General features: G+C 40.4%; 35 protein-coding genes and 1 pseudogene. 35 read left to right on the forward strand and 1 reads right to left on the reverse strand.

Annotated elements, in window-relative coordinates; translation table 11 throughout:
- The first annotated feature begins 14 nt into the window (after nucleotides 1–14).
- The 8 genes and pseudogenes from ACVPPQ_RS11290 (at nucleotide 15) to ACVPPQ_RS11325 (ending at nucleotide 3,064) form a co-directional block, all read left to right on the forward strand.
- Nucleotides 15–269: a hypothetical protein gene (locus ACVPPQ_RS11290; protein ID WP_463496456.1), complete on the forward strand. Its 255-nt coding sequence runs from the start codon at nucleotides 15–17 to the stop codon at nucleotides 267–269.
- Between the two features lie 233 nt (nucleotides 270–502).
- Nucleotides 503–769 carry a hypothetical protein gene (locus ACVPPQ_RS11295; protein WP_463496457.1) on the forward strand — a complete coding sequence of 89 codons (267 nt, stop codon included), beginning with the start codon at nucleotides 503–505 and terminating at the stop codon, nucleotides 767–769.
- Nucleotides 766–1,020, forward strand: a complete 255-nt coding sequence (locus ACVPPQ_RS11300) for a hypothetical protein (RefSeq protein WP_463496459.1) — start codon at nucleotides 766–768, stop codon at nucleotides 1,018–1,020. The genes ACVPPQ_RS11295 and ACVPPQ_RS11300 overlap by 4 nt, the downstream gene beginning before the upstream one ends.
- Nucleotides 1,021–1,136: 116 nt before the next feature.
- Complete coding sequence (locus ACVPPQ_RS11305; protein WP_463496460.1) at nucleotides 1,137–1,379, forward strand: hypothetical protein; 243 nt, start codon at nucleotides 1,137–1,139, stop codon at nucleotides 1,377–1,379.
- Nucleotides 1,379–1,504: a hypothetical protein gene (locus tag ACVPPQ_RS11310; protein WP_463496462.1), complete on the forward strand. Its 126-nt coding sequence runs from the start codon at nucleotides 1,379–1,381 to the stop codon at nucleotides 1,502–1,504. The genes ACVPPQ_RS11305 and ACVPPQ_RS11310 overlap by 1 nt, the downstream gene beginning before the upstream one ends.
- A gap of 18 nt (nucleotides 1,505–1,522) precedes the next feature.
- Nucleotides 1,523–1,942: a transcriptional regulator gene (locus tag ACVPPQ_RS11315; protein WP_463496463.1), complete on the forward strand. Its 420-nt coding sequence runs from the start codon at nucleotides 1,523–1,525 to the stop codon at nucleotides 1,940–1,942.
- Nucleotides 1,943–2,036: 94 nt separating this feature from the next.
- Nucleotides 2,037–2,113 (forward strand): annotated as a pseudogene (locus ACVPPQ_RS11320).
- A gap of 117 nt (nucleotides 2,114–2,230) precedes the next feature.
- The gene (locus ACVPPQ_RS11325; protein ID WP_463496465.1) at nucleotides 2,231–3,064 is read left to right on the forward strand and encodes a hypothetical protein; all 834 of its coding nucleotides are present in this window, start codon (nucleotides 2,231–2,233) and stop codon (nucleotides 3,062–3,064) included.
- Here ACVPPQ_RS11325 and ACVPPQ_RS11330 read toward each other — a convergent pair.
- Nucleotides 3,054–3,764, reverse strand: coding sequence for a hypothetical protein (locus ACVPPQ_RS11330; RefSeq protein ID WP_463496466.1), 711 nt, complete (start codon nucleotides 3,762–3,764; stop codon nucleotides 3,054–3,056). The genes ACVPPQ_RS11325 and ACVPPQ_RS11330 overlap by 11 nt on opposite strands.
- A gap of 324 nt (nucleotides 3,765–4,088) precedes the next feature.
- Between ACVPPQ_RS11330 and ACVPPQ_RS11335 the strand changes: the two genes are divergently transcribed.
- From ACVPPQ_RS11335 to ACVPPQ_RS11465, 27 genes are all read left to right on the forward strand, one after another.
- Complete coding sequence (locus tag ACVPPQ_RS11335) at nucleotides 4,089–4,340, forward strand: hypothetical protein (protein WP_463496468.1); 252 nt, start codon at nucleotides 4,089–4,091, stop codon at nucleotides 4,338–4,340.
- Between the two features lie 4 nt (nucleotides 4,341–4,344).
- Nucleotides 4,345–4,560 carry a hypothetical protein gene (locus tag ACVPPQ_RS11340; RefSeq protein ID WP_463496469.1) on the forward strand — a complete coding sequence of 72 codons (216 nt, stop codon included), beginning with the start codon at nucleotides 4,345–4,347 and terminating at the stop codon, nucleotides 4,558–4,560.
- A complete protein-coding gene (locus tag ACVPPQ_RS11345; RefSeq protein ID WP_463496471.1) occupies nucleotides 4,560–4,973 on the forward strand; it encodes a terminase small subunit in 414 nt (137 codons plus the stop codon). Before ACVPPQ_RS11340 ends, ACVPPQ_RS11345 begins: the two co-directional genes overlap by 1 nt.
- A gap of 172 nt (nucleotides 4,974–5,145) precedes the next feature.
- A complete protein-coding gene (locus ACVPPQ_RS11350; protein ID WP_353891482.1) occupies nucleotides 5,146–5,610 on the forward strand; it encodes a hypothetical protein in 465 nt (154 codons plus the stop codon).
- 11 nt (nucleotides 5,611–5,621) lie between these two features.
- Nucleotides 5,622–6,869: a PBSX family phage terminase large subunit gene (locus ACVPPQ_RS11355; RefSeq protein ID WP_463496476.1), complete on the forward strand. Its 1,248-nt coding sequence runs from the start codon at nucleotides 5,622–5,624 to the stop codon at nucleotides 6,867–6,869.
- Nucleotides 6,870–6,881: 12 nt separating this feature from the next.
- Entirely contained in the window at nucleotides 6,882–8,291 is a 1,410-nt protein-coding gene (locus ACVPPQ_RS11360; RefSeq protein ID WP_463496472.1) for a phage portal protein, read from the forward strand.
- Nucleotides 8,278–10,029, forward strand: a complete 1,752-nt coding sequence (locus tag ACVPPQ_RS11365; RefSeq protein WP_463496474.1) for a minor capsid protein — start codon at nucleotides 8,278–8,280, stop codon at nucleotides 10,027–10,029. The genes ACVPPQ_RS11360 and ACVPPQ_RS11365 overlap by 14 nt, the downstream gene beginning before the upstream one ends.
- A 13-nt stretch (nucleotides 10,030–10,042) precedes the next feature.
- Nucleotides 10,043–10,315: a hypothetical protein gene (locus ACVPPQ_RS11370; protein WP_463496377.1), complete on the forward strand. Its 273-nt coding sequence runs from the start codon at nucleotides 10,043–10,045 to the stop codon at nucleotides 10,313–10,315.
- A gap of 141 nt (nucleotides 10,316–10,456) precedes the next feature.
- On the forward strand, nucleotides 10,457–11,074 hold the full coding sequence (locus tag ACVPPQ_RS11375; RefSeq protein ID WP_463496379.1) for a DUF4355 domain-containing protein: 618 nt from the start codon (nucleotides 10,457–10,459) through the stop codon (nucleotides 11,072–11,074).
- 3 nt (nucleotides 11,075–11,077) lie between these two features.
- On the forward strand, nucleotides 11,078–11,893 hold the full coding sequence (locus ACVPPQ_RS11380) for a N4-gp56 family major capsid protein (RefSeq protein WP_463496380.1): 816 nt from the start codon (nucleotides 11,078–11,080) through the stop codon (nucleotides 11,891–11,893).
- Nucleotides 11,894–11,960: 67 nt separating this feature from the next.
- Nucleotides 11,961–12,206 (forward strand): hypothetical protein, encoded by a 246-nt coding sequence (locus ACVPPQ_RS11385; RefSeq protein WP_463496382.1) that lies wholly within the window; start codon nucleotides 11,961–11,963, stop codon nucleotides 12,204–12,206.
- Nucleotides 12,207–12,217: 11 nt separating this feature from the next.
- On the forward strand, nucleotides 12,218–12,547 hold the full coding sequence (locus tag ACVPPQ_RS11390) for a phage head-tail connector protein (RefSeq protein WP_463496383.1): 330 nt from the start codon (nucleotides 12,218–12,220) through the stop codon (nucleotides 12,545–12,547).
- A complete protein-coding gene (locus tag ACVPPQ_RS11395) occupies nucleotides 12,547–12,864 on the forward strand; it encodes a hypothetical protein (protein WP_463496385.1) in 318 nt (105 codons plus the stop codon). The genes ACVPPQ_RS11390 and ACVPPQ_RS11395 overlap by 1 nt, the downstream gene beginning before the upstream one ends.
- Nucleotides 12,848–13,195, forward strand: coding sequence for an HK97-gp10 family putative phage morphogenesis protein (locus tag ACVPPQ_RS11400; RefSeq protein ID WP_463496386.1), 348 nt, complete (start codon nucleotides 12,848–12,850; stop codon nucleotides 13,193–13,195). The genes ACVPPQ_RS11395 and ACVPPQ_RS11400 overlap by 17 nt, the downstream gene beginning before the upstream one ends.
- A complete protein-coding gene (locus tag ACVPPQ_RS11405; RefSeq protein WP_463496388.1) occupies nucleotides 13,192–13,578 on the forward strand; it encodes a hypothetical protein in 387 nt (128 codons plus the stop codon). Before ACVPPQ_RS11400 ends, ACVPPQ_RS11405 begins: the two co-directional genes overlap by 4 nt.
- A gap of 14 nt (nucleotides 13,579–13,592) precedes the next feature.
- Complete coding sequence (locus ACVPPQ_RS11410) at nucleotides 13,593–14,114, forward strand: phage major tail protein, TP901-1 family (protein ID WP_463496389.1); 522 nt, start codon at nucleotides 13,593–13,595, stop codon at nucleotides 14,112–14,114.
- A 132-nt stretch (nucleotides 14,115–14,246) separates the two neighbouring features.
- Nucleotides 14,247–14,627 (forward strand): tail assembly chaperone, encoded by a 381-nt coding sequence (locus ACVPPQ_RS11415; RefSeq protein WP_463496390.1) that lies wholly within the window; start codon nucleotides 14,247–14,249, stop codon nucleotides 14,625–14,627.
- Nucleotides 14,628–14,707: 80 nt separating this feature from the next.
- The gene (locus ACVPPQ_RS11420; protein ID WP_463496392.1) at nucleotides 14,708–14,986 is read left to right on the forward strand and encodes a hypothetical protein; all 279 of its coding nucleotides are present in this window, start codon (nucleotides 14,708–14,710) and stop codon (nucleotides 14,984–14,986) included.
- Nucleotides 14,987–19,111 (forward strand): phage tail tape measure protein, encoded by a 4,125-nt coding sequence (locus ACVPPQ_RS11425; protein WP_463496394.1) that lies wholly within the window; start codon nucleotides 14,987–14,989, stop codon nucleotides 19,109–19,111. It abuts the gene before it with no gap.
- 4 nt (nucleotides 19,112–19,115) lie between these two features.
- Entirely contained in the window at nucleotides 19,116–19,880 is a 765-nt protein-coding gene (locus ACVPPQ_RS11430; RefSeq protein WP_463496395.1) for a phage tail protein, read from the forward strand.
- A gap of 1 nt (nucleotide 19,881) precedes the next feature.
- On the forward strand, nucleotides 19,882–21,813 hold the full coding sequence (locus tag ACVPPQ_RS11435; RefSeq protein WP_463496397.1) for a GH25 family lysozyme: 1,932 nt from the start codon (nucleotides 19,882–19,884) through the stop codon (nucleotides 21,811–21,813).
- Between the two features lie 11 nt (nucleotides 21,814–21,824).
- Nucleotides 21,825–22,628, forward strand: coding sequence for a hypothetical protein (locus ACVPPQ_RS11440; RefSeq protein ID WP_463496399.1), 804 nt, complete (start codon nucleotides 21,825–21,827; stop codon nucleotides 22,626–22,628).
- Nucleotides 22,629–22,698: 70 nt separating this feature from the next.
- Nucleotides 22,699–23,187, forward strand: a complete 489-nt coding sequence (locus ACVPPQ_RS11445) for an Ig-like domain-containing protein (RefSeq protein WP_463496401.1) — start codon at nucleotides 22,699–22,701, stop codon at nucleotides 23,185–23,187.
- A gap of 15 nt (nucleotides 23,188–23,202) precedes the next feature.
- Nucleotides 23,203–23,649, forward strand: coding sequence for a fibronectin type III domain-containing protein (locus ACVPPQ_RS11450; RefSeq protein ID WP_463496403.1), 447 nt, complete (start codon nucleotides 23,203–23,205; stop codon nucleotides 23,647–23,649).
- 16 nt (nucleotides 23,650–23,665) lie between these two features.
- The gene (locus ACVPPQ_RS11455; RefSeq protein ID WP_463496405.1) at nucleotides 23,666–24,127 is read left to right on the forward strand and encodes a hypothetical protein; all 462 of its coding nucleotides are present in this window, start codon (nucleotides 23,666–23,668) and stop codon (nucleotides 24,125–24,127) included.
- A gap of 12 nt (nucleotides 24,128–24,139) precedes the next feature.
- Nucleotides 24,140–24,457 (forward strand): hypothetical protein, encoded by a 318-nt coding sequence (locus ACVPPQ_RS11460; RefSeq protein WP_463496406.1) that lies wholly within the window; start codon nucleotides 24,140–24,142, stop codon nucleotides 24,455–24,457.
- Nucleotide 24,458: 1 nt separating this feature from the next.
- Nucleotides 24,459–24,590 carry an XkdX family protein gene (locus tag ACVPPQ_RS11465; RefSeq protein WP_259742870.1) on the forward strand — a complete coding sequence of 44 codons (132 nt, stop codon included), beginning with the start codon at nucleotides 24,459–24,461 and terminating at the stop codon, nucleotides 24,588–24,590.
- Nucleotides 24,591–24,652: the final 62 nt, after the last annotated feature.

Below are 24,652 nucleotides of genomic sequence, written 5' to 3' on the forward strand. Positions count from 1 at the left end.
TAGGAGAAATTAAAATGAATTTAAAAAAAGTAAAGGCAGTATTAGCAGTTAAAGAAAACAGAGCAGAAGATGCTGGAAAACTATCAAGCGCAGGCAATAATGATGACGCATTGTTATTACAAATCACACCTGAGGTTGAGACAGAAGTTTATACCAAATATGATTTTGAAAAACCTCAGGAAGAAAACTTTCATAATTTCATTAATAGAATCAAGGATGATTTACCTGAAGGTGTTACGTTGACATTTTTAACTGAAGTGGAGGATTAACATGCGAGTGATTAAATTTAGAGCGTGTGAATGGGTAGATGAAAATCCTGAATTGTTGGAGGAAACGGAATGAAAGAAATATTGTCCTATCCTATAATCGCTATAATGCTACCGCTCATCTTATTAGTATACGCAGTATTATTTTTACTGTGGCTAGTTTTATGCCTATGGGACATTTGCTGGGGAACTCCGTGTAATAGTTTTAAAATTTTTACTAGAGATGGGTGGTATTTATGATTAAAACATACAGAAAAACAGCAACGATCCAAGCTGAACAGTTTGATGGGTCTGCTGAGATGATGAGGAAGTACCATTTGATTAATGGTAAGGATGCCTTTAGATTTAATAGCCATATTGACCCCGATAAAATTTATATCGCGACCATCGAAGGTAACTTTGAAATTACTAAGGGCGATTGGATTGCCACCGGCGTTAAAGGCGAGCACTGGTCTATTGCTGATGAGGTGTTTAAGGCTAGCTATGTGGAGGTGACAGAATGAAAGTAACAACAAAAGAACCCTATGAAGCTGAACAATTCAATCCTAGATATGGCGTTCCAAACTATGTAGTTGATGTATTAAGAAGCACTGATTTAAGAATGCTAAGAGCGCGTGGTTATGAATGGGGTGTCGAACGCGCAGATTATACAGTTACAGGAATTAACGTTGGCGATTGGATTGTAACTCATGGAGACAAACACTTTGTTTTTAAGAATGAACAGTTCAAGCAAATTTTTAAGGAGGTAGAATGATTGGAACTATTACTTTGGTTCTCCAGCCATCAGGCGAAAACGGTGGCTAAGGTGATACTAGTCGGAATTTTGGTTGTTGGTGCAATTATCTGCTATCTAGACGATGGAGGGGAACGATGAATAAACGTAAATCAATGCGCGAAATAGCGAATACCATAGAACACGTCAATAAGTTAGAACCAATGATTGAGCATCATTCTGTTCCAGCTGAAGAAAAGGCGGCACATCTAAGAGATGCTCTTAACGTCATTCGATATGGCGTAGATGGACTGAATCTGATTTTCGTAGCCTATAAAAATAGACATGCGCAAATGACAGATTACAAAAAGTGGCATAAATCAAATAAGGGGTGGCGTTAATGAGCGATAAAATCGGGGAAATCCTAGGCGGTATCGCTGGTATTGCAATGGCGATTGTTTTAACTGCCGGTATCGTCATGCTATCAGCTAAGACGCTTATTATGATGTATCAATTCTTTTTCTAAATAAAGGGAGGCTAACCAGTGCGACGATCAACATTTAATTACATTGAAGACATGTTGCGGGACTATCCACACTACAATGAGTACATCAAAGAATGCGAAGAAGAAATCCGTCATCCATACGTTGAATCTGATGAGAATATCGGCGGTGGTAGAAGTGCAGGGAAGCAGGAACGCCTGACGGATACAATTGTTCGGATTGATGAAGATAGACGCATACAGCAGTTTAAAAGACAGCAAAGAGCAATAAGCCGCTGTTTGTCGAAGTCTAATTCATTAATTACAAAAGATATTTGTGATGAGTTGTATTTTAAAAATAGCCCACTACTAAGGGTTGAAGGCGTTGCACAAAAGCTGCATATAAGTGTGAGCACCCTCAAGCGAAGACGGTTAGATTTATTCGTAGATATATGTAAAGCATTGGGGCTTAAATATTATTGAGCCAATGTTGACCCTAATAGCCCCTAAATACGTGTTAAATTAGTATTATCAGATAATGCGAAGAAAGACAAATGAGATCCAGTAGCATATCTGTATCCTAGTAGCTTAATGGTAGAGCAGCGTGGAAGTGCACCTGCGGTCATGATTCGGGTTCGAATCCCGGCTAGGATATTTTTTAACTTAAATAATTAGAAGAAATAGTAATTGTGATTAGAGTATTATTTTTATTAATCTATGTTAAAATTGATTTATTATTGGTAAACAGGTACGTGATTGGAGTGAATGGTTATGGGGAAAAAAACGGTTTGGTCGGTAGTATTACTAAGCCTTTTCGTGTTTATATGTCAAATTATCTCAATGATTTTACAAAAAACATACGATATGATAACTATTTCAGGAATAGCGGCAACTTTATTTTTCTTAATTTCATTTTCTTACAATAATATAATAGCTTTTTTTTCAGTGGTTAATAAGGTTATTTTAAAATTTAAAAACCCAACTATTACATGGGCAACGATTTACGAATTTCATACGTGTAATGAATCTAATATTAGTATTGATCAATTTGAAGTACCGTTACAAGAAAAATTATATGAAATATATGGTAAGGATGCTATTTTTTCAATGGACAGAAGTGAAGGTGGCGACACTAGTAGTATCCAAATTACGATGACACGACCGGAAAATAGAAAGTTTATATTAGATGTTAATAAGGACGATTGGAATGACACTCCAGTGTGTACAAATTTAAATATAAGCTGCACCATTGGGTACAAAGACACAATAAAAGAACTGAAAAATAATGAATCACTTTATCAAGGAATAAAGGATATAGTTAGTTTAATCCCTCCTAGCAGTAAGTATTATACAGAATATAATAAGCCCATTAGAAGTTTGGAGATGATTTTTAAGAACAGAAATCCATTTTATGGTGTAATGTTAAAAAGAATAAATTCAACTGAAATAAGAGATTTTAGTTTAAAGTTAAAAAATAATGATTGTGATATCGAAATAAAAAAGCATTGTCTAAAGGTAGACAATGCAAAAAGTAAAGATATATTTGAAAAAATTGTGAAAGAGTATATTACTTTATCGGACTTAAAAGACCAAGTTACAAAATAACATGTGCTCCTCTTAGCGTGTTAAAAATATCTAATAAAAGTATTCTGTAACTCGCATTAGAGTTTATATTTGGGTCACAAGGGTTAACTATAGTGATAGCACCTTTTTTTGCTAGTCCAATGTGTCTAGCAAGATTATTATTCTGCGAGGCTATATCGATGTTACAGGAAATATAGGTAGCGTTATCACCAGTTAGAGCATTGAGCGCTTCTGTGTCTTGGTCAATTCTATTTCCTTGAAAATACTTATTTTTAACGATTGTACTATGATTTTTAAACCATAGTTGTAGTATGTTTGCGCTATTCATAGTTCGTAGAACGTTAAAGTCATAGTTGAAATTATTAACAGTTAAATTCTGGTTATATTCTTTTGCTAGAAGATTGAAAAATTTAACAGCTAATTGAGAGCTTTCTTCAACTATCGTTAAATGAGTTGATTCACAATATAAAACTGTAAATCTTGTGATTTCTTCAAAAGTATTATAAATAGTACCTGCCGCACATATTTCCATTACTCTTGATTTATTCATGACACAGTCATACACACGATATTGAATATTATTAATAGCTATAGGACCATTATTTAGTGCACATGAAATGAACGGATCAGTTGCATGATTGGTGGAATCTTTTTTAGAATTATATAATACAAAGTCCATTTTAGGTAAGTCGGGTATATTTCTGATACCATAAGAACGCATAAGATAACTCCTTCACATTTTAGTTAACATTATCATACAATAATTTGAGATTAATTAAAATATCTATTTTGTTAAGGCTAAAACTATTAAAATGTGATAAATATTATTAGACAGCTTAGGCTGTCTTTTTTAATGCAACAAAAAACGACCACCATAAGGCAGTCGAAATTTGGAAGTATAATCCAATATGTGCCAGGTGTTTGGGGGTCATCTGACAGGTTCATTATAGGACAGTTAACGTTTACAATCAATGGGAGAACTAAATAAGTCATAGCCAATCGGTTATGGCTTTTTTTAATACGTTAAATTAAGGGAGCGATATAAATGTTTAATCGTAGAAAGCCCGTTACTGAAACAACTGTTAAAAAAGATACCATCGATACTAGTAAATTCGTCAAATCATTGACCTACTACGAGCGGATTAATCTTTATATCGCTCTGTTAAAAGGCGACGACCCGTCAATGACGACTGATGATGCGTATGTGCACGCTGTCTGTAATTGGAATGGTGAAAATGGATTGCAATATTATTTAGATCGTGCGATACACATGACGTCGTACAAAGAAAGGAAGTGAGTAAGTGAAACGATATGAATTAAGATATTGGGATTATGACTCAAATAATGACAAACAAGCACTATTTAACATCGAAGTATTAGCAAGTGACGAGACAATTCAAAGTCTTATGTCCGAGCACAAACGGCAGTTTTATAAATTTATTATTAACGACGGCGAAGAATACATCATTGATGTTGATAGCATTCACTCTCTCACTTCTATTAGGGAGGTGAGTTGATGACACCAAAACAACAGAAGTTTGCTGATGCGTTTATTGAGATTGGCAACAAAACTAAAGCTGCAATTGAAGCTGGCTACAGTCCTAAGACGGCTTATTCGATTGGGAATGAGAACATGAAGAAACCTGAGATTAAGGCTTACATCGAAGACGGCCTAGAGAAAATGCATTCAGAAAAAATTGCCGATGCGACGGAAGTCATGGAGTATTTAAGTGCGGTAATGCGTGGTATTGAGACCGAAACTGTGGCAACGGCTAAAGGCTTATTTGATGGTGTTGAAGTGTCGGCTAAGGATCGAATCAAAGCAGCCGAATTAATCGGTAAGCGACACTCGTTATTCACTGACAAAGTTGAGCAGACAAATACTAACATTGAGATTGATGTGGGGGATTGGAGTGATGACGATGAATGATAATATAATTAATCAACTTCAATGCCTGTTAGATTCCGATTATTCACCAACGGTTAAGCTGTCCGAAATCCAACGCTTAGTCGATAATGAACGCGATCAATGGGAATTTTAGGATTGTAAATTAATCCAGTCTACTTCATACTTAAACTATTCTGAATAAGGTGGTTTTAGTATGGATTATGGAAATTTAGCGGATTGGGTTTCAGCAACAGCAACGTTTATCGCAACAGGCAGCGCACTTTATCTATCTGCAAGAAAGCCAAAGCCAAAAATATTTTTCCGAGATTACAAAAGTGGTGATAATATGTGCTTAATTGCTGTAAATGCTGGTAACCAGCAGGCCCAACTATCGATTGGCCCATTGTATATTAATGAGGAACGAAAAAAAACTAGTCAGTTTGTAGGCTATAAATTAAAGGATGTTGTCGCGGCTCCTGGGAACATCAAGACAGAAATACTTGTGACGCTGCCGCTAAAAATAAGTGGGAACGTTATTTTTATGGTGTTTAACAACTCTACGGGGGAGCGATACGACATTTATATTGAGTTTACTAACGGCGAATATAATATTAAAAAAGTAAAGACAGTAAATCTAATAAAGAAGTTATTAAAAGAAAATGGCTATAATCGGAGGTGATATAAATAACAATTAAACTAAACTTCAAAGACCCAAAGCGAGTCTTCAACAAACCTGTTTATAGCAGCCTTAATGACTATTCTAATTTTACAGAGATTTGGTTTGGCGGTGCTGCTTCCGGTAAATCACATGGAGTTGTTCAAAAGGTTGTTCTCAAAGCACTAAAACAATGGAAATACCCGCGTAAGGTTCTATTCTTGCGTAAGGTTGGTGCGACCGTTAAGGATTCAATCTTTGAAGACGTTATTATCCGGCTTTCAGAATGGAAGATACTTACGTTCTGTAAAGTAAATAAATCTAACTACGAGATAACACTTCCTAACGGGAGTGTTTTTCTGTTTAAAGGTATGGATAACCCAGAAAAAATTAAGTCAATCAAAGGCTTATCTGACGTGGTTATGGAAGAAGCAACCGAGTTTAATCAAGAAGACTACGAGCAATTAACCTTGCGTGTGCGTGAACCAAAGCATAAGGATAGACAGATTTATTTGATGTTTAACCCGGTATCTAAAGCAAATTGGGTTTACAAATACTTCTTTGAGCTAACTCAATCAGATACGGTTATACATCAATCGAACTACAAGGATAACCGTTTCATTGACGAACGCACCAAAGCCAATATTGAGCGGTTTAAGCTTACTAATCCTGCTTGGTATCGTATTTACGCGTTAGGCGAGTTTGCAACCTTAGACAAGCTTATTTATCCAAATTACGAGAAGCGCAGGCTTGACCCTAATTCAGATAAGCTAAAAGATTTGCCTGATTTATTTGGATTAGATTTTGGTTACGTCAACGATCCATCTGCATTTATTCGGATTAAGGTTGACGAAGATAGCAAGACCATTTATTTCCTTGAAGAATTTACTAAGCAAGGTTTGCTTAATAACCAAATTGCCGATGCCATCAAGTCCATGGGCTACGAGAAGGAACGAATTACGGCCGACGCTGCTGAAAAGAAATCAATTGATGAATTAAAGCGCGAAGGTATTAATCGAGTTAGGCCGGCTAAGAAAGGCCCGGATACAATTATTCAAGGGATTCAATTCTTGCAACAGTTCAAGTTCGTGGTTGATGACCGCTGTTTCAAATTAATCGAAGAGTTAGAGAATTACACATGGGTCAAGGACCGCAAGACAGGCGAATACATCAATAAACCAGTCGATATGTTTAACCACGTGCTTGACGCAGTTAGATACGCCGTTGAAGAGATTAACGGCCAGAAAACACCTAAGATTAAATCTTACAATATTTCAATTTAAAGGGGTGATAGAGTGACAGCAGTACAAGGCAAAGGCAGTGTTACGGATAATGATGTGTTTATTTATCCCAAAGAGTTAGAGCTATCTGCAGATGATTTGCGAGGCTTCGTTGAATATAACAGTGATACTTTAGGCAAACGCTATAAAGAAAATATCGGTATGTACAAAGGACATTATCCAATTTTAGACCAAGATGCTAAGCCAATGAATAAACCAGATAATCGTATCGTGATTAATTTCGCCAAATACATTACTGATATATTCAATGGCTTTTTCATTGGGATTCCACCACAAATCACGCTTGATAATGAGAGCAATAATGATAACTTACAAGCGTTCAATAACGCTAATTCATTCGTGGATAAACTAAGCGAGGTCGCTAAGCAAACGAGTATCTACGGTCGCAGCTACATGTTTCTTTATCAAAACGAAGATTCGCAGACCAAGGTAGCCATTTCAGCGCCTACTAATTCATTCATTATTTACGATGATACAGTAGCACAAGAACCGCTTTATTTCGTACGTTATACGGTTGATGAAGATAACAAGATGAGCGGAACGGTTTATTCAGCCACGGACGCATACCGCTTCAATGATTCATACAAAGTTGTCGGCACACTCCCTCAATTGTTTAAGGCAGTGCCGGCAGTTGAATTTATCGAAAACGAAGAGCGATTAGGTGCGTTCGATTCGGTTAAAACGATTATGAATGCCATCAACAGCGCATTGTCACAAAAAGCTAATGACGTTGCAGCGATTGCCGATGCTTATTTCTTCGCAAAAGGCGCAGAGATTAGCGAAGATGATTTCCAAGGATTGGCTGACAATCGTGTGTTGACGACCGACTCAGCTGATGCAGACGCTAAATTCTTGGAACGACCAAATGGCGATGGCACACAAGAAAACTTAGTTAATCGTTTGGAAGATAAGCTGTTTTTAACGGCCATGGTGTCCAATCTGAACGATTTAGATAACGGTGCCCAATCGAGTGCTAGTGGTTATTCAATCGAGCTTAGAATGCAAGCCATGCGCGGACTAGCGTCGAATAAGGAACGCAAATACACCAGTGCGATGCGCGACTTGTATCGAATTGTTTTTAAAATCACCGATTTAGCTAAATCGTCTGTTGTTAAAAAAGTTACCAACGCAATCATGGGTAAACAGCAACCAGAGCCGGCTGATGAATTGAAGTTCCAATTCACGCGTAACTTGCCTAAGAATGTAGCTGATGAAGCCAATACGGCTAAGACGTTGGAGGGCATTGTATCCAAGCGGACCCAACTATCGGTCTTATCAATCGTGGATAATCCGACAGATGAGATTGATCGAATGGCTATCGAGCAGAAAGATGCTGCGCAACAAGCCATTGATAACAATCCGGCTAACTATGACTTCCAAGGTGTAAGCGATGAAAAAGACTAACGATTATTGGTATCAACGTGAGAAAGCTTGGATTCAGCAACAGATGAAAGATGATGCTTTAATCAATAAGAAGATTGAGTTACAACTCAACCGCGCATTGGTCAACATTCAAAAGGACATCGCCAACTATTATGCTGCTTATGCTAAGAGCCAAAACATTAGTCTAGCTGATGCAATGGCAAAGGTCAGCAAGTTTGACGTGAAAGCCTTTGAAGCAACCGCGAAACAGATGGTTGAGAGCAAGGACTTTAGTGCTTTAGCCAATGAGCGATTAAAGCTTTACAATGCAACGATGCGAATTAATCAGCTTGAATATTTAAAGTCCCAAGTTGGCATGGAATTAGTTGATGCTAATTCAAACATTGAAAAGATAATGGGCGATAAGCTCACAAGCGCTTATCAGGACGAAGTTAAACGGCAAGCCGGTATTCTTAACAAGCACCGCTTAAACGACGTTAAAGGCGCTGTAAATAGCGTCGTTAATGCCAGTTTCCAAGGAGCTACTTGGTCACAACGAATCTGGGCAAACAATGACAATCTTAAGTCAAGATTAGAACAGTTGCTCACTAAATCAATGGTGCAAGGCATTAATCCTAAGGTACTAGCTAGAGATTTATCCGACCAATTCAAGAAGGAATTTAACAATTCCCGTTACATGGCTGAGCGCTTAATGCGGACTGAGACTGCTAGGGTTCAAGACGAAGCACAACGCCGTAGCTTCGAAAAGAATGGTATTGAATACGTGATGTGGGTTGCTGAACCAGATGCTTGCGAAAACTGTATTGACATTGCTAACGCTAATGATGGCATTTATCCATTAAACAAGGTGCCAGGCATCCCGGTACATGCTAATTGTCGGTGTTCTAAAGCGGCTTATGTGCCTAAGAAGGGTGAGTTTGATCCGATTGAAAGTAAAGTGGCTGCCGAACCCGTTGATCTTGAATCCAGCTTACGTCAATCTGGTGAAAAGGTTTATAAAGACTTCTTTACACCTGAAGTTTCAACAAAAATTAATGAATATCAAACCCTAAAAGAAGAGGCTTCTAAATGGATAAAACTGGTTAATAAAGAGCACAGCCTGAATAGCGAACACTATAACAAAGCTATTGAATTGCAATATCAACGAGATGAAAAACAGGCGCAGCTGACAAAATTCCTTAGTCAACATAATGCTAAGTTATTGAGTAAATATAGACCGGTTGGGTACGATGGCAAGTTTGAACAACAATGGCAATCGCGTAGTAACAAACAAATTAAATCAGGCATTGAATATGCACATAGTTATCTGCCATCGGATTGGTACAACAAATCGAAAGATTATGCATTGTTAGCTAAAAAGGTAAATCGTGGGTATTACAGTGATAATCGTGGCATCTTAGCCGCAAACACAAATAGCGGTGGCTTACAAAGCACCATTTATCACGAGTTAGGGCATCGGATGGAACATTTATTTCCTAAAATTCAAGAGGCCGAATACAATTTTTACACTCGGCGTGTTGGTGATGAACCGAAACGGATGCTAAACGACTTGCTAAATACAACAAGATACGGCGGCAGCGAAGTCGCTCGATTAGACCACTTCTTGGATCCATACATGGGTAAGGATTATGGCAATACCGCTACTAGTTCGTTCGAACTGTTGAGTATGGGCATTGAAGCCTTGTATACTGGCAGTTATAATTTGACAAAAGATAAAGACTATGCGACGTTCATCTTAGGAATATTACTTAAATTATAGTGGAGGTGATTCAGTGAAGTTTATTCTTAAAGTAAATTTTAATGACAAAGATACTGTGGTTAGCTATACTGAGCAACTGCAATCGACTGACCCTAAATTTATCACATGGTTAAATAAAACCATTGAAAAGCATATTCCTGTAATTATCCGCTTACCTGACGGCTTTGATTTTAACCAGGATGAATACACCGTCGATAATTATTACCACGCTATTCGCTCTCTTTTTAACGATGCGGAAGTTTTACAGCCGTTAATCGAAGATGATACATCCAATTATATTTTTTAATCGGCTATTTTTATGCAATAAAACAGAACGTCCCAGCTAATCAGCTAGGGCGTTTTTTGTGGCCAAGCATTGAAGCCGTTAAAAGCTATGGGAAAGTGCAAGCATTGATTCACTTTAAAAGCTATGGAAGGAGTTTTTAATATGAAGGATTTTTTGAATTTTAAGTTAATGGATAAAGCTGATGACCTAGGTGGCGCGCAACCAAGTGAACCAGCCGAACCAGAGACTGAAGAAGTTGAAGAACCTGACAAGCCAAAAGCTAAGTATACCGATGAAGATGTGGACAACATCGTCAAGGCTAAATTAGCTAAAGAACGCGAAAAAACGGCTGCCAAGGTCGAAGAAGCGGCTAAGTTAGCCAAGATGAACGCTGACCAGAAGAAGGACTACGAAGCGCAACAAGTCTTGAAACGCGCAGAAGAAGCTGAAAGCAAGTTAGCACGTCTAGAAATGCAAGCTGAAGCACGCACGATGGTTAGCGATTTAGGTGTGAACCTTACCGATGAAGATTTGGCTTTGGTGGTTACCACTGACGCTGATTCAACAAAGGCTAATGCCAGTCAATTAACAGATTTAATTGGTCGCATTCAAGACTCAGTTAAGACTGAAATGCTTAAGGGCGCTACGCCAAAAGCAACCGGTGCCGCTTCAACCACAACGGTTACAGCAGCAGATTTTGACAGAATGAACATGACCCAACGTGCCGAATTTGCAAAGAACCAACCAGATGAGTTTAAAAAGATTACAGGAGGCCTATAAAATATGGCAGACACACTTACAAAATTAGCGGATTTAGTTAATCCCGAGGTATTGGCACCAATTATTTCTTACGAATTAAAGAAAGCATTACGGTTTACACCTTTAGCGTCAATTGATGACACATTGCAAGGACAACCCGGCGATACTATTAAGTTCCCGGCATACACTTACATCGGCGCCGCATCTGATATCGCGGAAGGCGAAGCTATTCCGTTGGACAAATTAGGAACAACCGACAAATCAGTAACCGTTAAAAAGGCTGCTAAAGGGACACAAATTACAGATGAAGCTGCATTAAGTGGCTACGGTGACCCAGTCGGTGAATCTAATAAGCAACTAGGCAAGTCTTTGGCCGATAAAGTTGATGATGACTTATTAGCAGCAGCTAAAACCGGCACTCAAAAAGTAACTGTTACAGCGGATGTTGCTGGTGTCCAAGCTGGATTAGACGTTTTCGATGACGAAGATGATTCAACCGTGGTTATGTTAGTTAGTCCTAAAACTGCATCAGGTATTCGTATGGATGCAATTGAAAAGAAAATCGGTTCAGAAGTAGGTGCTAACCAATTAGTGGCAGGGACCTACCTTGACGTATTGGGCGTTCAAATTGTCCGGACTAAGAAATTAACTGATGATGAAGCGTTATTCGTTAAAGTGAATCCAGAATCACCAGCACTTAAATTAGTAATGAAACGTGCAGCACAAGTTGAATCTGATCGTGACATTGTTAAGAAGCTTACGGTTATGACCGCCGATGAACATTACGCACCTTACTTGTATGATGATACAAAGGTGATTGTTGGCACAGTGTCAAAATAACAGCCCCAACGTTGACGGTAACGCCTACGACTGACGGGGCTTTAATCACAGGGAAGTAGGGGATTGAATGGCAGCAAGAAAAGCATCACGGGCGGCAACAGAAGACCGTTCTAATCAAATGTTAAAGATTTACGACAAAACTGGAAAACTAATTGTTACCGGCGAAAAAGATAAAGGCACCGCAGCGATTACTGGTTTAGCAGCCGGTGCAAAGGTTGCTGTTGGTGATTATCAAGCGGCGTTCACTGACGGCACAACCGAATCAGATAAGGTCGATGTACCTGCTTTTGAAGTGCCGGCAGCCACCGAATAGGAGTGGTACAAATGGACAGCTTAAGCAAAATTAAGTCTATTTTGAGTCTAGCTGATACTGACCAAGATGGTATTCTAACGGATATCATTGAGCTTATTACGGCTAGATTAAAGGCTAAAACGCAACAAAAAGAAGTCCCTAGCGAATTAAGCTATATCATTGTGGAAGCCAGTATTAGCCGATTTAATCGGATTAACGATGAAGGTAAACAGTCGGCCAGTGAAAGTGAAGTTAGTGCCACTTATCAAACAGACGACTTAGCACCGTTTGCTAGTGACATCGCCGATTGGGTCGCTAAAAACGTTGAGACTAGTAGCGTTGGAAAGTTTAGGTTGTTTTAATGCGCTACGATCAATCAGTTATCTTCGAGAAGGCGTTGGGTTCGCATTATGACCCAGATTTAGGCGAAACGGTGGACGATGGGACTCGTTCAGACAAACGCCTAGCTAAAGTAGTGACGCCGACCATGGCTAAATCAAAGCTAGTTTTTGGAGATTTAAGAAGTAACCAAGTCGTTTTGCACCTGAAACAACCATACAAGAATACCTACGATCATTGTTTAATCGATGGCGTTAGGTATTTTTTTGTTACTCAAAAACAGGTGGGACGACGCCAAATAATCTTGTTAGAAGGTGATTCTGATGGGAGTAACGCTTAGCGGCGGGTCAGGATTTGAACACTTTCTTGACGCCAAAATAAACGTTGGTACGGAAGTAATCGAGGTTGTTAAGCGTAACGGTGCTGAAATGCAAGCTAGGGCCCAGGCGTTGGCACCAGTTGATACGGGGTTTTTGAAGCGAGACATCACACTTAGCTTCATTCTGGAAGGTCTTAACTTTGCCAGTCAAATCAGTGGGGATGCTAATTACGACCCATATCAAGAATACGGCACGCGATTTATGGCCGGGAAACCGCACATCAGACCGGCTTACTACTATCAACGAGTTCAATTTACCAAAGATATTCGAGAGTTGGTGCGACGCAAATGAAAGAAATTAACCAAGCGATTTACGACGAAGTGTTTAAAGTGGCGCTTAGTTTAGGCTACGAAACATACAACTATTTACCTGATGACGTGGGTTATCCATTCGTTTACTTGGGTGAACAGTTTGGTGTGCCTATTCAAGTTAAATCGCCTAATTCGTTAGTCGGCTCGTCCGTGATTACATTGCACGTTTATGGCGTTAAAGAGAATCGTAAGCAAGTTACCGACATGATTAGCGCAATTACACAACGGGCTAAAACAATCGCTCACGCGGACGTTTACAGCGTCTGTTTTGCAAGTGACAAACCACAGATTATTCAAGATAGCTCAACGAGTACCATGCTTTGGCACGGGATTTTAGAGTTTGAATTCAATTACTTAAATTAAAGGAGAGATTTTATATGGCAGAAACAAAAACAAGTGCAACACCGGTATACGGTAAAAACCGATTCTTAATGTTCCGCTTATACAAAGACCGCGCAACTAAAGCGGCAATTAAATTAGCTTTCCAGACTACCCACACATGGAAGTATGAAGCCAAATCAGACTCAACGGACACTAAGGACGGTTCTATCAATTCTCCAGCGACGCCAGTAGCAACTTTGGACATTGAAGCCGTTTCAAGCCTTGACGAAGTTAATAAATTCTTGGCAGACGCCGTTTTACATTCTGAGAAATTGGAAGTGTGGGACATTAATCTAGCCGATGTTAATGAAGACGGGAAGTACGGTGCAACTTACGGTCAAGGCTACTTACAATCATGGGAAGTCCCATCCGAAGTTGGTAAGTTGGTTAACCTCAAAACCGCGATGAATATTGACCAAATCCCACAAGAAGGCATTGTCGAATTTACGGCTGATCAACAAAACAAAATTCAATACGCCTTTACTGATACGGCGCCGGTAACTGATGCCCAAAAATAACGGTCCCCGATGGCGTGACGGTAACGCCAACTACAGACGGGGGCAATGTTTCAGCTAAATAGCCAGGCAGAAAAGTGCGGTTCGACTCCGCGCTTTTTTATTTCCAAATAAATTATTAGGAGTGTTACAGAAATGAAAATCACATTAAATGGCAAAGAATACCCACTAAACTTTGGGATTGGTTTTATCCACACATTGGACGGTTATTTTCACGATGAAGATAATCCGGCAGAATTCGGTACTGGCGTCAATATGATTTGGTTACAATCGCAGAATGGTAATCCTTATCCAATGTTCCAAGCGTTACGTGCATCGTTAAAAGGCGAGTTCGATTTAACCGAAGCTGAATTTGATAAATGGGTTGATAGCCTGGAAAGCGATAAGGCATACTCAGCTTTTTTCAAAGAGTTCTTCAAGACATTAGAAACAAAACGGATGACTGGAAATATTATTGCAACGTACAAAAAGAACCTAGCGAAGTTACAAAAGATGGTAGAAGCCGAACAGAAGTAAATAGTACGGAAACATATGAATCTATTGTATTGAAAGGGTTTCGATTCTTAAAAATTGCTAGCCTTGATGAAATTAATAACATGACTATTCGCGAGTATTCGATGAGAATGCTCGCTTTTAATTTGTCTCAGGTTGATCGTGCGGCCGAAATCGCACAACAGGCTTGGCTTAATCATCAAGTAAGTGGTGTAGACGAGAGTGGCAAATCGCCATTCAAAGATTTTAAAGACTTTTTTGATTATGACGCCGAAATTAAATGCGTCTACAAGCCAGAAGAGAAAGAATCAGATATGAATCCAGAATTAGTTCGGATTGCAAAACGAATGCAAGAATATCACGAAAAGAAAGGAGACGATTAATTGGCAGATGATTATACAACGCGCGCCATATTAACGGCCAGTGTTGGGCAGTATGTTGCTGCGTTTAAGCAGGCCAAGGCTACGTATCAAGATTTTAACCAATCGATGGCCCGTAGTTCTATGGCTTCCACCGATGCAGTTAATAACTCGTCTAAGATTGTTAGTACCGCCATGAAGGCCAGTGCGATTGCAGTGGTCGGATTAGGCGTTGCAAGTATTAAGACCGGTATGGACTTCGAACATCAAATGTCACGAGTCGGGGCGATTGCGGGCGCAAGTGGTAAGGATTTAAAAGCTATGAACGACCAAGCGATTAAATTGGGTGCTGATACGGCTTTCAGTGCTAAAGAAGCAGCTGCGGGCATGGAAAATCTGGCTTCGGCCGGGTTGAATTCTAAACAGATTATGCAGGCAATGCCAGGGGTTCTTAATTTAGCTGCCGTGTCTGGTGGCGATGTGGCTTTATCAGCTGAGAATGCCGCTACAGCGTTGAACGGGTTCGGGCTCGAAGCGAGTGACTCCGCGCATGTTGCCGATGTATTCGCGCGGGCCGCTGCCGATACCAATGCAGAAGCTAGTGACATGGGTGAAGCCCTCAAGATGGTCGCACCGCAAGCACATGGGGCCGGTTTAAGTTTGGAAGAAACAGCCGCCGCGATTGGTGTCTTATCAGATGCGGGTATTAAAGGGTCGATGGCTGGTTCTAACCTAGGTATGGCCTTAACTAAGGTTCAAAACCCTTCTAAAGATGCCAACGAAGCCATGCACGCATTAGGCTTTAGCGCCTATGATTCGGCCGGCAAGATGAAACCTTTGGCAACACAGGTTTCGGAATTAAAAGAAAAAATGACTGGCATGACGGACAAACAGAAGCAATTCTACACGTCACAGATTTATGGTGTTCAAGGCGGACGGGCTATGAACGTTATGTTACAAGCCCAATCTGGCAAGTTGACTGGTTTAACTAACTCTCTCAAAAATTCTGACGGGGCAGCCGAAAAAATGGCTACCACAATGCAGAATGACTTGGCTAGTTCAGTCGAACAACTTGGCGGTGGCTTCGAGTCAATGGCTATCGTGCTTGAACAAACGTTTAGTGGCACACTCAAGACTGGCGTTGACAGCATTACGGATTCGGTAGGCGACTTCACTAAGTATCTGCAACAGAACCAAGGTGCCATTCAAGCGACGACTAAGAACGTATTAGCGGCCGCTAGTGGCATGATGAAGTTCTTACCGTCAATTCAGCAAGTTGGCACGGCGCTGAAAGTTGCGTTACCGGCCTTTCTTGCCCTAGAAACATTTAAAGGGATTGGCGTAGGTGGTGCCAAATCGATTAAGATGCTTGAAACTATTCAAGCAGATTTAAGTTTAGTTCAACGTGGGTTAATTATGACTGGGACGGCTGCTAAATCAATGAACGGCATAACGCTTGGCGTGTTCGGTAGGATTGGTTCAGCTGCAAAAAGCGCCGCAGTCAACATCAATAGTTTTAATAACACAATCATGAGTGCTAATGCCGGCAATGCGTTTAAGAACACTTTAAGTAGTATTGCCAATGGATTTACGAGTATTCCAAGCAAGACGGCCAATGCGGCCAAGTCTATGGTTTCGGTCTTTACTAATCCGCAAGCGGCAGCAACTGGATTAAATACTAAAATGTTTGGATTGCTTCAAACGTTGGGTGCTAGTGACCAACAGATTGCCGCATTAACAAACACGGCCATGAAGGGCGGCGAAGCGGTCGGCAAGGTTGGATTAGCGGGCCAAGGTGCTAGTGAAGGCATGTTAGCTGGTGCAACTTCTGCCGGTGGTTTAGGTATGTCATTGGGTGTTCTATTGCCAATAGCGGCTTTAGTTGCAGCGGTCGCGGGGGCTATTTATCTAGCGTGGTCATCGAACTTCTTGAATATTCAGGGAGTAGTTAAGACAGCTATTGGTGGTATTAAAGATATGTTTGACAGTACCAAGCCTGCTATTAGTGCGGTTGGTGATGTTTTGAAACCAATCGGGACTTTGCTAGGCGGCATTGCGAAGGTTATCGGCGTAATCGCCATTGGCGGACTGGTGGTAACAGCAATTGCTTTGGCGACGGCCTTAAGATTGGTCGTTGACAGCTTAGGTGCGATTGCTAAAACGGCGTTAGCAGCCGGTTATGCTGTTGAAGGTGCAGTTCAAAAGATGGTGCCGGGCGGTAAAGATGGTTCCGCGGCGTTTGACAAAGCAAATGCTGCTATTAAAGGTGCTGGGGATTCTGTCAAGGATATGGGTCAAGCGTTTGTAGACGCCGGAAAATCCGGCTATGATTCGTTTAGTCAAGTTGTCAAATCATCAGATGATACATCAAAAAGCATTAAGGGTGTTCAGAAAAGCTATGAATCTCTTTCAGAAAGTTCATCAAAAGTGAACAAAAAAATGAGAGATAGCTCATTCCAAATTGCCAGTGATATGCAAAGTGCTTTTTCAACAGACGTCATGAGTAAATATACTGAATCGGCAGGAGCCATTATTGATCGATTTAACGATAAAACTCAAGCGAATCAAAAAACGGCCAATGAACTGTTAGAGAAAGCCGAAAAAGCACACGGCGATAAAAAAGCGGCCTTACAAAATCAGGCGTTTACCGCAATGTTTGCCGGTCAAGAAGCAAACAATACGGCTATGGTTAGTTTGATGACTGATAATTCGGCTATGCTAGTTGCGAATAAGGACCAAGAAGGTAATGCGTTAACACAATCGCAACGAACAGCATTACAGGCTCAGAATGAGTCAATTCGAAACGGACTTATGCAACAACAACAGTTATACATTCAAATGGCACAAAAGAAGCTAGAGAGTAATCAGAAATTATCGGAAGCAGAACGAACTGCACTTACCGCTAATTTAAACGCCCTCTATCAAAATGAAACAGATACCATTACTGCTAATGAAGCGAAATTAAAAGAGCTTGAAAACCAACGTGACGCCGCTAAAACTGCTAGTCAAAAAGCTAATTTTACAGCAGAAATAGCAACTTTGACTGCCCATAACGAGCAGGCTTACCAGAGTCAGGCAAATACTGGTGTACAGATGTTGACGTTGTTACAACAACAGAATAATTTGAAAACCGCAACAGTATCGGAAGGCTTGACGGCGATGCACGCGACCACAGATGCACAGTTAAATGCAATCTATGGTGCTTACATCAAAAACGGTGCGACGATTAGCCAACAATTGATTGTATTAAAAGGGATTATGCAGCAACGTGGATTCGAAGCGAACGACGCGTTCATGAACGCATTACGTAGCGGAGATTTTAGCAAGATTGGTCAAGATAAGTCACAGGAAGTTGCTCAAGGCATTGCTTCTATGCCACCGATGATGTTTAAAAACGGTAAAGCTGGTCAAGATAAGTTAGTTGGTGGTTTGAAAGACGGTTCTATTAAGGTTGGGGACGCCGGTAACTATTTAACAAAACAAGGTGTCGTCGGTGCTGACAAGAATTTAGACAAGTACGAAAAAAATGGTGGCAAGTCCGGCGATAAAATAGCTGATGGTATTCGCAAAAAGAAAAGTAAAGTCAACGGCGCTGTCGATGATGTAACTAAAAGCGGTGCTGCTAAAGTTCGAGACTCGTATTCAGAGTTTGATTCAAACGGACAATACATTGCCGGTGGTGTTGCTTCTGGCATTAGATCTAATACTGGCGCAGCAGTTTCGGCAATGCAAAGCTTGGTTTCACAGGTAAATGCTGAGGCTAAGAAGACTGCTAAGATTCACTCGCCTTCACGTTTATTACGCGATGAAGTCGGCAGGTACCTAAGTTTAGGTGTCGCTACTGGTATCAGCGACCACGCTTATCAGGCAGTCAATGCTATGGGCAATGTAATAGCAAACGTGAGAGATGTCGCAACCGTTAAACCGTTGAATTTTAAGTTTAACGATACGATGGGCAACAGTTCACCGCTTGCTAATCACAGTTTTGATTTAAACGGCGGTGATTCGACCGTTACACGATTACTGCAACAAATCGTGGACAAGAATCAAGTGATTGTACTTGATACGGGGGCTTTAGTTGGCGAGACCAAAGGCGCGTTTAACGATGCGTTTGGTCAATCTGTTCAAGACGCAAATAGATGGAGGTAGTAAATTGGGGCAATATGAATTTGTCGATACAGGGCCTAACAGCTCTTTGACGGACGATTTAGCAATTACAGAAGGTTTGATATTTGGCAAATTTAATAGCTTTGAACAAGACTGGTGGTTAGTTGGCCGGCAAGCACCTAGCCCGTCCGAAAAAACAATTACGGAAACAATCCCATTTAGCCAAGGCGTGCTTGATTTCTCAACATTGAGCAATGATCGTTACTTTGATAACCGAGACGTTACTTATCAAATAATGACCGTTAACCATAATTATGCCGACCGTAAAGTTATTGAGAATCAACTCAAGAACCAATTAATGTCACTGGGGATTCAGGTTATTAAGGATACTCACGATAGCGGTTTGCATTGGTTAGGCAAGTGTAAATCAGTTTCGGTCAGTGACGACGCTAAGAATAGGGCTTTGACGGCAACGGTTGTTTTCGATTGTTATCCCTTCGCGATTAGCGATAATCCAGAAGGAACGGACGTCTGGGATGATGTATTTTTCCCAGATTGGGTATTCCAGAATACGAGTTACACGGTCAATGGGACGCATTACATTAATCTATTAAACATTGGTGCCCGAAGTGTGGATGTACAGATTGTCGTTAGCGGACAGATCACGATAAAAGGCGAGTTCGGCACGATGCAATTAACGACTGGAGTTTACACTGACACCCAGTTAGTAATGTCCCGAGGTGAAAATAAACTCACTCTAACTGGTAACGGTACAATCGAGTTTAAATTCTACAAAGAGGTGATGATTTAGTATGTATTCAATCATTGCTTACGACAGCCCTACCGATTCAGTCGGTAAGGCTATTTTTAATGTTGCAACAAATAAACTGGTGTCGGCTGGTAAGCTGACTCTAAAAGAATCGGATATTGATGATTTTCAATTGAGCGTCAATCAAAATAACCCGTTGTTCGGGAGCGTTAAACCATTACAAACACACATCGTTGTGAAACAAGATAATACGATTCTTTTTAAAGGGCGTGCCTTAAAGCCTAAGCGTGAGATGACGAGTTCAGGCCAATTCGTTCAGTCGTTCAGTTTCGAGTCCGTATTGGCTTATCTGTTGGATTCTACGCAACGATTTAAAGAAGTACACAACACGTCACCGGCTGATTTTTTTAAATTATTAATTGATGTCCACAACTCTCAAGTACCGGATTATAAACAATTTAAAGTCGGCAATATTGACGTGACTAATTCGACGGATAACGTTTATCGGTTTATTGATTATGCCAACACATATGACACGATTAAAGATAAACTTATTAGCCGTTTAGGAGGCTTTTTAAGGCTACGGATTGAGCCGGACGGTAATTACATTGATTACTTAAAAGAACCCGGAAAAGAGCATTTAACTAACAATCCAATCAAAGTGGGGCGCAACCTTAAAAGTGCGAGCGTAGAGATTGACCCAACCAGTGTGATTACGCGGTTTATTCCCTTAGGGGCAACGATTGAAAGCAATAACTCAGGTGGCGAAACTAATGTAGCTAATCCGCGGGTGACGATTGCTAGCGTCAACAACGGTAAAGATTACATTGACATTCCGGAGCTACAATCGGAGTTTGGTATTATTAACGGCACGAATGTCTGGGATGATGTTCACACGCCGGAGATGCTCAAACCAAAAGCAGAGCAGTGGATTAAAGACCAGGCAGCGGCCAAAGAACATTGGACGATTAGTGCCGTTGAAACTGGTTTAGATAGGTTTAAGACGTTTAATGTGTCAGACAGTTACCAGTTCATCAACCCGGCAGTAGCCGAGCCACAGTTGCTACGGATTACGCAAAAGGTAATTGACGTGCTTAGTCCTCACAGCTCAAGCCTGACAATAGGCGACAAGAAAAAGACGCTCACACAATACCAGAGTGACGCTTTAAATGCTGCTAAACAGGTAGATGCATTAAAGAGTCGAGTGGCTGCGCAGACGGCTAAGATTGTGACAATTAGCAACGAATTGGGTGAGATCGGAAGCATCAAAGAGGCTCAATCTACTCAAGATGAGTTAATTAAAGAACTTCAGGAACGGGTACAGAAACTTCAAGAGCAAACAGTTGGAGATCAATACTACGAAGGTAATATTATCGACGTATCTGAATTCCAAGGAACGATTGACTGGTCTAAGGTTGTTAATGCTGGTCTGGCGTTGTCTGTTATTAGAGTTCAATCAGGCAGTTCTCATATAGATACCAAGTATAGTGCTAATATCACTAACGCTATTTCTGCCGGTGCTAATTATGCAGTATATGCGTATTTCGCAGCAACCGATCCATCTGATGCAGCTGTGGAAGCTAATGACTTCTATAATCGTACTAAGGCAGTGGTTGGGTCGTCTAAAGAACCTCGCTTCTGGATGATTGATGTCGAAGCAGATTCAACTATCGGAACGTTATCCTCGTCTGTCACAGCATATATGAATAAACTTAATAGTTTAGGCATTCCAGATTCTAAGATTGTTATTTATGTAAGCAACGCTTTATATCCTTCAATTGATACATCTCGAACCCAGATTTGGATTCCAAGCTATGGCGTTAATGATGGTACGGTTGCTAATTCAAGGAAGCCACTTTATCCTTACGATTTATGGCAATACACAAGTGTGGCTCGTATCAGTGGTATCTCAGGAAACGTTGATATGAGTACAGAACCTAGTACGAGATTTAAAGATAGTTATCTAAAGAGATAAGGAGGTAGAAAATGGCAGAAGATATTTTAGGTTGGACTACTAAGGAAGTTACGTTTGATAAGAAAGTCGATTATCATGATGATACATCAACACCAGAGTTAACTATCACGCCATCAACAGACTTAGTAAAAGCCGCCGCAATAAACTCAGACCAGATTGCAGATAAGATGTTTGGTAAAGATGTACGAAAATCATTAGCTCAATGGATGCTACTGGGTGGGTATATGCTCGAGAAAGGTCTGATTACGCTTCAACAATTTCAAGCCGCCTTAAACAGCTTTGAAGACATTATGGAACACCGTCAGGTTGATGTTGAGAAACGTCAAACCAATGTTGAAGACAAATTCAGAGATGTGATTGCAAACGCAACAGTCGACAGCGAGCTCATCAACGCACGTAATTCTACAATCTACGGTAAGTTCCCAACCTTAGATGGACGACTGGAAAACATCGAACAAATGTTATCAATGGCTATACCGTCTGGTTATTTAGTCACTATCAATCATGGTCTTGGTCGTAATCCGGACGTTACGGTTAGTTATTACGAAGACGCGATTGGTACTGAAGTCGGAGGGCTTGGTAAAGCTACTATATTTGGTGGTACGAATGCTAAGTTCCTCGAATCGACTGATAGTTATGTAGACGCTAACATCGTTAAGATTGAATTACCTGCTGGGTTTGCGTTGCATGGCTATCCAGTTTACCAACCAGCAGACCGTTGCTGGTATGTTATCGATGGAAACCGTATTTTGAAGTTTGACTTGGGCGTCAAAGCACCTGACAATCCTAATATGGGTGACCAATCGGAACTGTAGAGGCTCCCAAATTCTTGGTGGTAAGACCGTTATCGGAAAGTTCCGCAAAATTAGATTGGGAGTGAATTAAATGATTTATTACATTTATCAAAATGATAAAAAGATTAAAGAGGTTAACGATGCTAAGACGGTGACAATTACCGGTTTAACACCTAACACAAGTTACACTTTTGCCGTCAGTGCTTGGAATGGTATTCGTGAGAGTGCAAAATCGAATGTTGTGACAGTCAAGACTGGCGATATTCCTGTAACTGAAATTACCTTGACAATTAGTAAGACGATGGAAGTCGGGCAATCAATTAAGGCGACTGTATCAATCACGCCGACAGATGCGACTAACAAAACAGTTGCTTACAAATCAAGTAACGAAACTATTGCCACGGTGGCTGCAGATGGTACCGTCAAAGCACTTAAATCTGGTACTTTTACCTTAACGGCAACTGCCTCCAGTGGTAAAGCGGCAACGGCTACAATTACCGTATATGAAGCATTAGTAACGGTAACTTCTTTAGCAACTTCCGATGTAACATCAAATGCTGTTACCCTAACATGGGTTTAGTAAAGGGGTGGTCCCTTGAATTACAAGGTATACGAAGGTGCAACACTCAAGACAACTGTTTCCAGTAAAACAGCAACCATTACGGGTTTAATACCAAGCACAAGTTATACTTTTGGTGTTATTCCCAACAATGGCCTAAAAGATGGTATACGTAAAGAAATCACGGTAAAGACACGTGGTCTACGTTTCATTATTCCAACAACATTGACGGTTGGTGCTTTAATCACGCTTAGATTTCAAACATACTCACTTGGATTAGTGCCAATTGGTACAGAACCATCAGGGATGTTTGGTGGTGGTGCAAAGACACCAGTTGAGGCCAAAGTTATCTCAAGCAATGATGGCTCAAGCACTATTGAGCTAAATAGCACTGATAGCAGTTTTACTGACGGAACACAATTTAAGAGACTAGAAGATGAGAGCTTTGGTGCATTTAACGGTACCAATGCTCTTTATTATTAGAAAAGGAGTATTAGTTATGGCAGAACTAACCAAAATTTTTACAGGTATGGAAAAAGGTCCGGAAGCTATTCAGGCTAATTTTGATTTTATAGATCAAAACAAACCAAATAAGACCGATGTCGAAGCAACAGTGGATATTAGCATTTGGCATAACGAGACGATGCGTAATGGTTTTACGGGTAGTGTTCACTGGAGGACGCTAAAATTTGCATCTTCTGATGTGATGTTAGTTGAGGTAATCGGTACCGTTGGTAACTTGAAAGAGAATTCTGGCAAGCTCATGTGTGACTTTCCTAGGTCACTAGTCCCAGCAAGAGAAATTCCATTTACGTGGGCACAGCCACGTAATAATGATTTTGATAAAGTGGGAATTAGTATAGGCGGGGAAAGAACCAGTATTCGGCTTAATTTTACAGTTGGTGGCCCAAGTAACCTTAACGTTGATATTCACCAAGTATATTGGACTGATATTGTATAGGAGATGTAGAAAATGAAGAAATGGTATTTATTTGATAAAGACACTGGAGCTTATAAGTTTAATTATTTGGAAGCTACTAAACAGCCTGAAAATTCGACAGACGTTGACCCAGGGGACAAGGTTAATCCTAGATGGACTGGGAGTGATTGGATTGAAGGGGTTGTGTTAGAGCCCACACCAATTGCACCAACCGAGACAGATAAACTCAAATTATTGGTCGGTAATCTAGTAGCAGAAAATGCCAAGAAAGAACAATCTATCAAACAGCTACAGACAATGACCGGATCATTAGTGGCGCAAATTGCTGAACTTAATAAAGGAGGAAACTAATATGTTCGAAATGATTAAACAATGCTATGACTGGGGCGTTTACACTGCCGACTATGTAAAGAGTTATTTTGTGGATAAATATCAATCAATCACTCAAGAACAATATGAACAAATTGTAGCGGCTAAACAATAGTCGCTTTTTATTTTGTAATAAGGAAGTGAAGAAGTGCTGGGTTTAGTCAAAGGAGGTGGCAT

The sequence above is a fragment of the Latilactobacillus parafuchuensis genome, assembly GCF_055271665.1.

Bases quoted from the DNA above. Each gene is read 5' to 3' on its own strand.
- ACVPPQ_RS11290 (WP_463496456.1), top strand. From the start codon at position 15: ATGAATTTAAAAAAAGTAAAGGCAGTATTAGCAGTTAAAGAAAACAGA.
- ACVPPQ_RS11295 (WP_463496457.1), top strand. From the start codon at position 503: ATGATTAAAACATACAGAAAAACAGCAACGATCCAAGCTGAACAGTTT.
- ACVPPQ_RS11300 (WP_463496459.1), top strand. From the start codon at position 766: ATGAAAGTAACAACAAAAGAACCCTATGAAGCTGAACAATTCAATCCT.
- ACVPPQ_RS11305 (WP_463496460.1), top strand. From the start codon at position 1,137: ATGAATAAACGTAAATCAATGCGCGAAATAGCGAATACCATAGAACAC.
- ACVPPQ_RS11310 (WP_463496462.1), top strand. From the start codon at position 1,379: ATGAGCGATAAAATCGGGGAAATCCTAGGCGGTATCGCTGGTATTGCA.
- ACVPPQ_RS11325 (WP_463496465.1), top strand. From the start codon at position 2,231: ATGGGGAAAAAAACGGTTTGGTCGGTAGTATTACTAAGCCTTTTCGTG.
- ACVPPQ_RS11330 (WP_463496466.1), bottom strand. From the start codon at position 3,764: ATGCGTTCTTATGGTATCAGAAATATACCCGACTTACCTAAAATGGAC.
- ACVPPQ_RS11335 (WP_463496468.1), top strand. From the start codon at position 4,089: ATGTTTAATCGTAGAAAGCCCGTTACTGAAACAACTGTTAAAAAAGAT.
- ACVPPQ_RS11345 (WP_463496471.1), top strand. From the start codon at position 4,560: ATGACACCAAAACAACAGAAGTTTGCTGATGCGTTTATTGAGATTGGC.
- ACVPPQ_RS11350 (WP_353891482.1), top strand. From the start codon at position 5,146: ATGGATTATGGAAATTTAGCGGATTGGGTTTCAGCAACAGCAACGTTT.
- ACVPPQ_RS11365 (WP_463496474.1), top strand. From the start codon at position 8,278: ATGAAAAAGACTAACGATTATTGGTATCAACGTGAGAAAGCTTGGATT.
- ACVPPQ_RS11375 (WP_463496379.1), top strand. From the start codon at position 10,457: ATGAAGGATTTTTTGAATTTTAAGTTAATGGATAAAGCTGATGACCTA.
- ACVPPQ_RS11380 (WP_463496380.1), top strand. From the start codon at position 11,078: ATGGCAGACACACTTACAAAATTAGCGGATTTAGTTAATCCCGAGGTA.
- ACVPPQ_RS11385 (WP_463496382.1), top strand. From the start codon at position 11,961: ATGGCAGCAAGAAAAGCATCACGGGCGGCAACAGAAGACCGTTCTAAT.
- ACVPPQ_RS11390 (WP_463496383.1), top strand. From the start codon at position 12,218: ATGGACAGCTTAAGCAAAATTAAGTCTATTTTGAGTCTAGCTGATACT.
- ACVPPQ_RS11395 (WP_463496385.1), top strand. From the start codon at position 12,547: ATGCGCTACGATCAATCAGTTATCTTCGAGAAGGCGTTGGGTTCGCAT.
- ACVPPQ_RS11400 (WP_463496386.1), top strand. From the start codon at position 12,848: ATGGGAGTAACGCTTAGCGGCGGGTCAGGATTTGAACACTTTCTTGAC.
- ACVPPQ_RS11405 (WP_463496388.1), top strand. From the start codon at position 13,192: ATGAAAGAAATTAACCAAGCGATTTACGACGAAGTGTTTAAAGTGGCG.
- ACVPPQ_RS11410 (WP_463496389.1), top strand. From the start codon at position 13,593: ATGGCAGAAACAAAAACAAGTGCAACACCGGTATACGGTAAAAACCGA.
- ACVPPQ_RS11415 (WP_463496390.1), top strand. From the start codon at position 14,247: ATGAAAATCACATTAAATGGCAAAGAATACCCACTAAACTTTGGGATT.
- ACVPPQ_RS11420 (WP_463496392.1), top strand. From the start codon at position 14,708: ATGACTATTCGCGAGTATTCGATGAGAATGCTCGCTTTTAATTTGTCT.
- ACVPPQ_RS11435 (WP_463496397.1), top strand. From the start codon at position 19,882: ATGTATTCAATCATTGCTTACGACAGCCCTACCGATTCAGTCGGTAAG.
- ACVPPQ_RS11440 (WP_463496399.1), top strand. From the start codon at position 21,825: ATGGCAGAAGATATTTTAGGTTGGACTACTAAGGAAGTTACGTTTGAT.
- ACVPPQ_RS11445 (WP_463496401.1), top strand. From the start codon at position 22,699: ATGATTTATTACATTTATCAAAATGATAAAAAGATTAAAGAGGTTAAC.
- ACVPPQ_RS11455 (WP_463496405.1), top strand. From the start codon at position 23,666: ATGGCAGAACTAACCAAAATTTTTACAGGTATGGAAAAAGGTCCGGAA.
- ACVPPQ_RS11460 (WP_463496406.1), top strand. From the start codon at position 24,140: ATGAAGAAATGGTATTTATTTGATAAAGACACTGGAGCTTATAAGTTT.
- ACVPPQ_RS11465 (WP_259742870.1), top strand. From the start codon at position 24,459: ATGTTCGAAATGATTAAACAATGCTATGACTGGGGCGTTTACACTGCC.